The sequence below is a fragment of the Microcoleus sp. B3-A4 genome (assembly GCF_036705385.1).
Taxonomy (GTDB): Bacteria; Cyanobacteriota; Cyanobacteriia; order Cyanobacteriales; family Microcoleaceae; genus Microcoleus.
In genome coordinates, this window is record NZ_JAUBUI010000137.1 from 1 (window position 1) to 10,213 (window position 10,213).

8 protein-coding genes are annotated in these 10,213 nt (G+C 47.6%); 4 read left to right on the forward strand and 4 right to left on the reverse strand.

Annotated elements, in window-relative coordinates; translation table 11 throughout:
- The first annotated feature begins 134 nt into the window (after nucleotides 1-134).
- Nucleotides 135-1,724 carry a bifunctional pantoate--beta-alanine ligase/(d)CMP kinase gene (locus tag QUB33_RS28050; RefSeq protein ID WP_333357480.1) on the forward strand — a complete coding sequence of 530 codons (1,590 nt, stop codon included), beginning with the start codon at nucleotides 135-137 and terminating at the stop codon, nucleotides 1,722-1,724.
- 485 nt (nucleotides 1,725-2,209) lie between these two features.
- Complete coding sequence (locus QUB33_RS28055; protein WP_333357483.1) at nucleotides 2,210-3,145, forward strand: polysaccharide deacetylase family protein; 936 nt, start codon at nucleotides 2,210-2,212, stop codon at nucleotides 3,143-3,145.
- Between the two features lie 20 nt (nucleotides 3,146-3,165).
- Here the strand turns inward: QUB33_RS28055 and QUB33_RS29755 are convergent, their stop codons facing one another.
- Both QUB33_RS29755 and QUB33_RS28065 read right to left on the reverse strand, forming a co-directional pair.
- The gene (locus QUB33_RS29755; RefSeq protein ID WP_445299569.1) at nucleotides 3,166-3,393 is read right to left on the reverse strand and encodes a hypothetical protein; all 228 of its coding nucleotides are present in this window, start codon (nucleotides 3,391-3,393) and stop codon (nucleotides 3,166-3,168) included.
- Nucleotides 3,394-3,432: 39 nt separating this feature from the next.
- Nucleotides 3,433-4,497: an FAD-dependent oxidoreductase gene (locus QUB33_RS28065; protein WP_333357486.1), complete on the reverse strand. Its 1,065-nt coding sequence runs from the start codon at nucleotides 4,495-4,497 to the stop codon at nucleotides 3,433-3,435.
- 272 nt (nucleotides 4,498-4,769) lie between these two features.
- Here QUB33_RS28065 and QUB33_RS28070 point away from each other — a divergent pair, with 272 nt between their 5' ends.
- Both QUB33_RS28070 and QUB33_RS28075 read left to right on the forward strand, forming a co-directional pair.
- The gene (locus QUB33_RS28070) at nucleotides 4,770-5,615 is read left to right on the forward strand and encodes a YaaW family protein (RefSeq protein ID WP_333357489.1); all 846 of its coding nucleotides are present in this window, start codon (nucleotides 4,770-4,772) and stop codon (nucleotides 5,613-5,615) included.
- 43 nt (nucleotides 5,616-5,658) lie between these two features.
- Nucleotides 5,659-7,275, forward strand: a complete 1,617-nt coding sequence (locus QUB33_RS28075) for an O-antigen ligase family protein (RefSeq protein WP_333357492.1) — start codon at nucleotides 5,659-5,661, stop codon at nucleotides 7,273-7,275.
- Nucleotides 7,276-7,433: 158 nt separating this feature from the next.
- Here QUB33_RS28075 and glmS read toward each other — a convergent pair whose 3' ends face one another.
- Both glmS and psaC read right to left on the reverse strand, forming a co-directional pair.
- On the reverse strand, nucleotides 7,434-9,356 hold the full coding sequence (gene glmS, locus QUB33_RS28080; RefSeq protein ID WP_333357495.1) for a glutamine--fructose-6-phosphate transaminase (isomerizing): 1,923 nt from the start codon (nucleotides 9,354-9,356) through the stop codon (nucleotides 7,434-7,436).
- A gap of 160 nt (nucleotides 9,357-9,516) precedes the next feature.
- Entirely contained in the window at nucleotides 9,517-9,762 is a 246-nt protein-coding gene (psaC, locus tag QUB33_RS28085) for a photosystem I iron-sulfur center protein PsaC (RefSeq protein WP_015175986.1), read from the reverse strand.
- Between the last annotated feature and the right edge of the window lie 451 nt (nucleotides 9,763-10,213).

The window sequence follows — 10,213 nt, forward strand, 5'->3', positions numbered from 1 at the left end:
GGCATACGGTCAAGATGCTTTCTGAGGGTAAATTCGTCGGAATCCCTGCGAAGAAAGAATCCCCATGCCTTTAGGCTAGGGTATGTCAAAAATAAACTCTGCATTCTGCCGAATGCCTTCAGGAGATTCTACCGGTGCGCCTGTTTACTACCATTGCAGCACTTCGCTGCTACTTAAATTTACAAAAGTCTGCTGCACCTCATTTGACAGTCGGTTTGGTGCCGACGATGGGAGCTTTGCACGCAGGGCATCTGAGCTTGATCCAGCGGGCAAGGCAAGAAAATGCGATCGCCCTGGTCAGCATTTTTGTCAACCCGCTGCAATTTGGGCCGACAGAAGATTTTCAAGATTATCCTCGGAATTTCGAGCAAGACCGGCTGTTGTGCGAACAAGCTGGGGTTGATGCTATTTTTGCTCCCTCAGCAACGGAAATGTTCGGCCATCAAGCAGTCGGCGCAGAAACAGAGCAAACCGCCCAAAAACAGATAGAGATTCACCTTTCATCCTTAACTCAAGTAGTCCCGCCACCGGCGATGACATCGGTTTTGTGCGGCAAAGCAAGACCCGGTCATTTTCAGGGCGTCGCGGCAATTGTTACTAAACTCTTGAGTTTAGTGCAGCCGACAAAAGCTTATTTCGGTCAAAAAGACGCCCAGCAGTTAGCAATTATTCGGAAGCTGGTCTTTGATTTTAACTTGCCTGTAGAGATTGTCGCTTGTCCGATCGTCCGCGAAGAGTCGGGACTGGCAATGAGTTCTCGCAATCTGTATTTAACAGTAGAGCAAAAACAGCAAGCCTCCGTACTCTACCGCGCGCTGCAACAAGCCTTGGAAACTTTTTCTTCAGGGGACCGCACCGCAGCAGCCGCACTCGCAGTAGCCCACGCAGCAGTCGCAGAAGAACCCGCAGTCGATCTCGAATACGCCGAACTCGTCGATCCCGACACTTTAACGCCCTTGCAGGTTGTGGAAACAGCGGGACTTTTAGCCGTGGCCGCCAGAGTTGGCTCTACTCGCTTGATTGACAATATAATTCTCAGGAATCGCCGGCCCATTGTGGCGATCGACGGCCCGGCGGGAGCAGGCAAATCTACCGTAACTCGCCTTGCCGCAACTGCTTTGAACTTGTTTTATCTGGATACCGGTGCGATGTATCGGGCGCTGACTTGGCTGGCATTGAAAACAGACACGCCGATTTCCGACGAATGCGCGATCGCCGAATTAATCAGTTCGAGTTATTTGGAATACAACCTCGATCCCGCATCAAAGATGTTGAAGATTAACGGCGAAGAGGTAACCGAGGCAATTCGCAGTTTGGAAGTGACATCCCGCGTCTCGGAAATGGCGGCAATTCCCGCCGTGCGGCAGTTTCTGGTGGAGGAACAGCGGCGCTGCGGCACAAAAGGCGGAATTATAGCAGAAGGCCGCGATATCGGCACTAACGTGTTTCCCGATGCGGAACTGAAGATTTTTTTGACGGCTTCGGTACAAGAGCGATCGCGCAGGCGGCTGTTAGAACTTAAAGATACCGATCGGGCTAATATTAGCTTGGCCCAATTGGAACAAGACATCGCCCTACGGGACGAAAAGGACAGCACCCGCGAGGTTGCACCTTTGCGTAAAGCGGCGGATGCTGTGGAAATTCAAACAGACAATCTGACTGTTGCTGAAGTTATAGATCGGATTGTCGGCTTGTACAAAGAGAGAATCGGCCCTAAAAGTTAATTTTACGACCCTGGGGGCGCGCGATCGCCCTCATATCAAATCCGGTTAAACTCACATCTTGCACCATTCTCGCTCGCACAGGCTTTTGGGCCTATCCCACAAAGACTAAATTTTCTTGTGGGGTGGCCTCTTCTAGCCCGCCATTGAAAGGCTGATTAACAATAGTGCAACATCTCAGGTTAAACCAACTTGCAGTGTCAGGTAGGGATGCGGGCTGAGTCCCTCAGAATATCGTGCCATTAACCCGATTTGAGCGCCGTCCCCCTGGCTGGGAAAAAGTTCAACCATCCGGCGTTTTCATGGGTTAGGTGATTTGTGTGCCACAAATCTTAAATTTTTTTATCCGGACGGACTTCCCCACGATGGGTTATTTCCAGTAGCATTTTTACGGACTGTCCAATTTAAGATTATCCTCTTAAGTGGATTAACTTGATATCAACATAAAATCTCAAATTAACTGTGCAAGGTGTGAAGGAGAGAAGGACGTGACAAAATTGAAACTGCTGTGGAGGCGGCGAAAAACTTTCATCGTTGGTTTTATCGCAGCCACAGGAAGTTTTTTGCTGGGTGTGACATGGCCACTTAACTTGCGGACAAATCAGCCATTGCAACCGATTCAGGCGCAAGTCTTGGCCGTATCCCAGTCCCAAGAACAACAGCCGATGTCCAATATTAATAAGTTCTCCAAGGCGATCGCCAATCGAGTAGAATTTTCCCAACAGGCTCTAGCCCAAGTGCAGGCAATCCGATTTCAATCAGCCGTACCGTCGCAGTTTCAAGGTACAACCATTAGTCACGCGAGACTCGACTCCCAGCGCAAGGCGATCGCCCTGACATTTGACGACGGCCCTTGGCCGAAAACAACTACACAAATCCTAGATATTCTCAAGGAAAATAATATTAAGGCTACATTTTTCTGGGTAGGAAAATACCTGAAAAATTCTCCCGAAATTGGCCAACAGGTCGCAGCAGCCGGTCACGCGATCGGCAATCACACTTGGAGCCATGAATACCTTCAGTATAACGAAGACGGTGCTGCTCGCGAGATCGATCGCACCTCATCCTTAATTGAGGAGTTGACCGGCATCCAAACATCGATGTTCCGCCCGCCAGGAGGCATTTTAAACAATGGATTGACAGCTTACGCTCAAAAGAAAAATTATGCAGTTGTGATGTGGTCTGCTGATTCTTTTGATTGGCGCACTCTTACGGAATCTTTAATCGACAACGTGATGAGGCAGGCAAATTCCGGCGGCATTGTGCTGATGCACGACGGCGGCGGCAATCGAGCAAGAACTGTCAAAGCTTTGCCGGATATTATTGCTCGATTGAGAAAGGAAGGGTACAGTTTCGTAACAGTTCCCGAGTTATTGCAGATGCAAGAACAAGAGTCAAAACAGGAACAAACAGCACAAAAATAAAAATTTGGAAAAGTGGGATTTTACACCATTTTTCCATTTTTTTGTAAGTCGTTAGATGGATTTTTCATAACTATATAGCGCAGGTGAAGGTTAATCGCAGTTATAAACTTAATACAGACACGGCTGTGCCCATCGCGACCTCCCGCCATCGCGTACACCAAACCGCGCCGATATTCATGCCGGACGGTATTATCACTTTCGAGGGCAAGGTAATCTTCGGGGCTAAACCCAGACGGGATGGCAATCATAGCGTTAGAGGCAAAATCGATACATTAATTGTAGCCATATTACCAATTTAGGGTTGAATCTAAGGGCAAATCCTGCAACTGAGAATTCACCCAATTAGCCGCCGCCAAACCCGATCGCAAAGCACCCTCTATTTGACCTTCCCCGCACAAATCCCCCGCACAAACCAGCGGCAAAGTCGTATCAGCCACCAAACAAGAAACAGGCAAAGGATTTCGACAAAAAGCATACCGCCAGCGGTGAACCTGCAACCATTCCGGCTGTTTCAGCCAAGGGATTAAATATTCAGAAGTGCGATCGAGCAATTCCTGACCGACCGTTTCCAAATGAGCAGCTTCTAAATAGCGTTCTGCAAAATTTGCGCTGCTGTGAACCACAAACACCGGCTGCTGTGGCTCGATCCGTTTGCTGCTGTCCAAACCAACCCAAGCTAAATCAGAATTATTGGGAAAAGAAACAGATTTCCACTGCGGATTTAGATTACTTAAATCTTGCCGTTTTGCCGCAGGATAGCCAGCCATAACCGTAATGCAAGGGTCGTACTCCACAGAACGCAATTTGTCAATAAAATCAGATTCCAAACCAATTTCCGAATTCAAAAACATTAAAGCTTGAGGAGCCGGAATTGCCACAACAACAGCCTTAGCAATCAATTCTTGAGGCTTCTGTAAATTGTCATCAGTAACTTCTAGGGAAAGATGCCACATTTGGTTATCTGTAGAAATAGCTTGTACGCGGCGACCAAACCAAATTTCTACACCCTCCGCCAGATACTTACCGATCGCATTCATACCCGTAGGTGCGACATAACAAGAACTAGCAATAGCAGAAAGTTTTCCCTGTCTGAATTCCCAGACACTATCAGTCCAGAGTTTGAGGATATCCCGATCGAGCAAAGCCTCAATTAACCCCTGCACCGCATCCCCCTGCGGTTCCAGATACCGCGCCCCGTGATCGGCTCTAGTACCCTGTACGCGGCGGGTAGCAACACGTCCCCCCGCGCCGCGAGATTTCTCAACAACCGCCACAGAATAACCAGCTTGACGCAACCGTTGAGCGCAACTCAGCCCCGCCATACCCGCACCAATCACCGCAACATCGAACATAATCAATCAGTAAGCCTTGTGAATCTAAACATCAGCTTAAAGGCTGCGAGCTGAATTTGTACCTTACCGATGACTCAAAAGACCCGTAGCTTGCGGGGCCCGACGCCATCGCCCTGCACCAAGTAGTAGAATAAAGGACAGCACGAATCCATGATTAAGACCCGATCAAAAAATGCCACTGTAGGTAAATCCTAAATCCTAATGGTTGTCAACCAGCAGCAATCTAAAATCTAAAATCTAAAATCTAAAATCGAATAGGGGAGGGCAAAATTTTGGACGAACTCAGAGCAGCACTCGAATTGACAACAGAAGAAGAATTGCAGCAACTAACAGAACTTCTGTTCAGCCGCAAGTTTAACCCTTTAGATTACGTGCAAACCCCCGCACCGATAGATGTACAAAGTCGCGATCGCCAAGCATGGCTAGACGCCGTAGAGCAGCGGTTTCGCTATCTTGCAGCCGACGGGCTGACGGTACTCCGAGGGCGAACCGAACACGTAACTTACAGACAAGCACTAATTCAAGTTTGTCGCTATCTCAAAATCCCTTATCCCAAACAGTTGTCAACCACCGACTTAGAGGCAGAAGTATTTCTGCACTTAATGGGCCGGGCGTGGAAGCGTTTGCCGGCAGAGGAACAGCAAGTGCTGACAGTGCGGGTACAGCGAGCGATCGTTGATTCTAAACTCTCAGAACCCCTGCCAATTTCTGCAGAAAAAGACCCGCTCGGTTTGCTGTTCAAAGGTGGCAGCGCTTTAGCTGTGAGTTCCATCTTAAAACCAATGTTGCTTAAATTGATGGCTAATCAATTTGCGCTGCATTTTGCCACCTATCAAATGGCAAAACAAGGAGTGCTTGCAGGCACTGCAACCGCAGCAACCCAGTTTCAAAATTATGTCGCAATTCAGACGGCACGGCGGGGTATGGCGGTGAGTGCAGCTCGTTACGGTGCGACGCGGAGCGTATTTTCGTTGCTCGGCCCGGTGATGTGGACTTGGTTTTTCGCGGATTTGGGTTGGCGATCTATTTCCACGAACTACGGCCGGATTATCCCGACTATTTTTGCCTTAGCTCAAATTCGATTAACGCGATCGGAATGCGTTTGGGAACTAGCTTAACGATGGTAGATTGTAGATTTTAGATCTGAGATTGGGAGTGTGGGTGAATATCAAAAAACGGTTGAAATTAGCTGCCAAACTGACAGCCGAAAATCTCAAGTCTCGACTCCAAAAACATCCCGATCGCCGCCTGCGAATCCCTTGGAATTTGGCTCAAGTGGGGATGCTGATTTTTCCCTTAATTCCGATTTTAGGAGCTTTAGGTTTATTCCTGGGATTGGCTGGCACTTGCAAGCAAAAGTTCCGTCAAATTAGTCGCCGCCCGTTGAATCGAGGATTCGCAATTCTGAGCGCGCTGCTAGTCATCACAGCGGTTTTTGCCCACAACCGCATCGAGGCTTTTATAGGGTTGTACAATTTCTTGCCGTTCTTTATATTGTTTGCCGCTTTCAGCAGTTTAATTCAAACTTCGCCTCAATTGCGGCAATTGTCTTGGATGATGGTAATTAGTTCAATTCCCGTGATAATTTTAGGTCTGGGACAGCAATTTTTAGGTTGGAGCGGCATAGATCAATTGCAGCCTGTTTTTGGCTGGGTACTCGAACCCAAAGGCAATCCCCCCGGCCGTATGGCTTCTGTGTTTATGTACGCTAATATTTTAGCTTGCTATCTGACAATTGCTTTTATTTTAGCACTGGGCCTGTTGATGGATGAAGGGTTCGGGGACGAGCAATGTAAGGGATTTAACCGATTTGACAGCTCGATTTTGAGGGAAGAGGAAAGAGAAAAAAAGGAAACAATTAATGAACGGCTGATGCGAGATTCGCAATTACCGTTCCCCAATTACCGATTCCTATTTTTAAGTTTTGCAGTGATCGGAAATGCTGTTGCTTTGATTTTTACTAATTCTCGCAATTCTTGGGGACTGGCAGTTTTGGCAGTTTTCGCTTTTGCATTTTATGTGGGTTATAAAAAATTATTAGCTGCGGTTTTTAGTGTGGCTAGCACAGTTTTTTTGTCGGCTTTTGGTCCCGAACCTTTACGACAGTATTTGCGAATAATTGTACCTGCTTTTTTTTGGGCTAGACTCACCGACGAGATGTTCCCAAATCGCCCCACAGCTACTTTAAGAACTACTCAGTGGGAATTTGCTTGGTCGATGACTCAGCAGCGTCCTTGGACTGGTTGGGGATTGCGAAATTTTACGCCTCTCTATCAAGCTCAGATGCAAGAATGGCTTGGTCATCCTCACAGTTTGATACTGATGTTGACTGCGGAAACGGGAATACCCGCAACGCTTTTGTTGTTTGGTTTAGTTGGTTGGGTTTTGGCTAGGGGTGTTTTGCTGCTGGCGAATTGGCCGCTTTTTCCTGCGGATATCAAACACGACCAAATAGCAACACAGAAAGTAGCGGAAAATGCTTTAGTGATCAATCAAGAATATATAATTAACAGCACAAATCAGGTGGCTGGTCAAGATGTAAGAGCGGCCGATCGCCTAATTTTTTTCAGTTATTTATTAGCCTTCATCGCCTGTACACTATTTAACACTGTAGACGTGACGCTGTTTGATTTCCGACTCAATACTACTAGCTGGTTGCTGTTGGCGGCGATTTGGGGTGTGTGCGATCATCGACAATCAGCCGTTTTATCTGTAGGGTACGTCAGCGATGAGTCGATCGCACGCACAGGAAATCATCCTAATGTGTTGGGGGAATAAAGTTGCACACTAACCCAAGAGTCTTGCTGAGCAACGATTAAAGTGTCTAGTGTACAACTTTAACCTTAAAATTTTGCACGATATATCAACAGTTTCGAGCGTTTTCAGTGTACAACTTTATTTTGTGTAAACACCTAGCTGACGCACCCTACAAAACCTTACTCCACCGTCACCGACTTGGCCAAATTTCGTGGCTGATCCACATCCAAACCTCGACGCGCCGCAATGTGATAAGCCAACAATTGCAACGGAATCACTGTCACAATCGGCGACAACAATTCATCCACCAAAGGCACTGGCAAAATGTGGTCAAAAATATCGGCCTCCGCCACACCTTGCTTCGGCGTAACGCCAATTAAACGGGCGTCACGCGCCTTCGCTTCTTGAGCGTTGGAAAGCACCTTTTCATAGACGCTTCCTGGCATGGCGATCGCCACTACAGGCACTTTCGCATCCAAAAGGGCGATCGGGCCGTGTTTCATCTCTCCGGCGGGATATCCTTCGGCGTGAATGTAGCTAATTTCCTTCAGTTTCAGTGCCCCTTCCAAAGCAATCGGAAAGTTAATTCCCCGCCCCAAAAAGATAAAATCTTGGGTGTCTGTAAACTGGTGGGACAATTCCTCCACATACTGTTCTTGAATCTCCAAAAACTTCTCAATTTCCGCTGGCAACTGGCGCAAACCAGCAATAATTTCTGCCAATCTCTCAGTGCTGATTGTTTGCCGCTGGTGCGCCAAATCCAAAGCTAAGAAATAGAATGCCATCAACTGAGTGACAAAAGTTTTAGTCGCAGCAACGCCGATTTCTATACCAGCGTGGGTGTTGATTACCTGCGGCATCATGTGGGCGATCGAACTTTCAGTTCTGTTAGTAATGCCTAACATTCTCGCCCGGAATTTATCAGTAAAACCCGCGCGGCGCTGCTGTTCCATCCCCAAAGCAGCCAGCGTGTCCGCCGTTTCTCCCGACTGAGTTACCCCAATAGTTAAAGTATTTGCTGTCAGCGGTGGCGGTGCGTAGCGGTACTCCGAAGCGTACTGCACGGCAGTGGGAATATTAGCTAGTTGTTCCAACAAATATTTGCCAATTAGCGAGGCGTGCCAGCTCGTTCCGCAGGCGAGAATTGAAATTTGTTCGACATCGGCGCAAAGTTCCTTGGGCAAGTTAAGATTGATGGGAGAGCGCGGATTTCCTGGCTGCCAATCGCTGTCTAAATAAGCCTCCAAACAAGCTCGGACTACGGCTGGCTGTTCATAAATCTCCTTGTGCATGAAGTGTTTGAAGCCTTGTTTTTCGACTAAAACCGGACTCCAACCAAGGATGCGCGGGCTTTTTTTCAGCCTTTCTCCTGCAAAGCTGTAAACTTCGACTCCCATCGGAGTTAGCCTTGCTAATTCGCCATTTTCCAAGGACAAAACAGTGCGGGTGTGAGATACTAAGGCCGGCGTGTCGGAAGCGCAGAAAAATTCGCCTGCACCAAAGCCAATCACCAAAGGAGCTTGCTGTCTGGCGACAATTATTTCCTCTGGAAAATCTGCACAGATAACGGCGATAGCAAAAGCTCCTTCTAATTTATTTACCGCCTTTAAAACAGTTTCCAAAAACGATAAATCAGCAATCTTCTCGGTTTTTTTATCTTTTCCTTCTTCCTTCTCCCTTCTTGCTTCTTTCAAAAATTCAGCTATTAAATGAGGAATAACTTCTGTATCGGTATCCGAGACAAATTTATGTCCCTTTGCTTTCAATTCTTTTCGCAACTCGCGATAATTTTCGACAATTCCATTTTGAACTACCGCAATTCGCCCGCTATTATCCATGTGAGGGTGAGCGTTATATTCTTCAGGCTTGCCGTGAGTTGCCCAGCGGGTGTGCCCGATGCCGATGGGAGCCAGAGAGTCTATGTCTGCTAGCTTTTCCCGGAGGCTGTGCAATTTGCCCTTTGCTCGGATGCAGGTAATTTCTCCCTCGGAGATGGTAGCGAGGCCCGCTGAATCGTAGCCCCGGTATTCTAGTTTCTCCAATCCTGCTAGCAAAATCTCGCTTGCTGCTTGCGTGCCGATATAGCCAACGATTCCGCACATTTAACGTACTACTCCTGCTTAGCGATCGCAATAAAACTCAAGTTTTATCATTTTTACCTTCTTCGGGCCCCATAATGCAGATTCCGCGACAAAAAAAGAGGGGGCAAATTAATCGCCCCCTCTCTTGTGCCCGTAATTCGATCGGCGTGTCGATCGATTTTTAGTAAGCTAGACCCATACTGCGAGTGGTTTCTGCTCCCAGGTAAACCCGGATGCTCAGAAAATCGGTAGGGCAAGCAGTTTCGCAACGCTTGCAGCCTACACAGTCTTCGGTGCGGGGAGAGGAGGCAATCTGAGCTGCTTTGCAGCCATCCCAGGGCACCATCTCCAAAACGTCAGTCGGACAAGCGCGGACGCACTGAGTGCAGCCGATGCAAGTATCGTAAATTTTGACTGAATGAGACATTGAATAAAGGCTCCCAACGAGTCACTAAAAATTTGCTGGCTCTGCTAATTAACAGATTTGACGGCGAGGTGACACCGCTATAGCCTGCACAGAGAATTAAAGGTTAGTCTACCGCAGTGCCTGGAAGCACTTCGCGAAAAAGCGACAAAACTTCACAGTTATTCACCTTGGGAGTCTTATGGAACCCTTTTGGGATCTATTCATTCGCCAACCGTCTGAGCATCAGCCTGATGAAATACAAATTGAGTTTCGCAGTAGTATTGATGAGGGTCTGCTCAAAGTTCTTGACCAAACTCTTACAGCATTACATCGAAGCGTTTGACCCTTCAATCACGATCACGAGTTGCCACCACGACAAATCCAGTTTTCCCCTCTAAGTAGGTCGGCGGGAAAAATCACCAGTATGTAACAAAACATTAAGTAGGGTGACGGGACTTAAATTTAATACGTT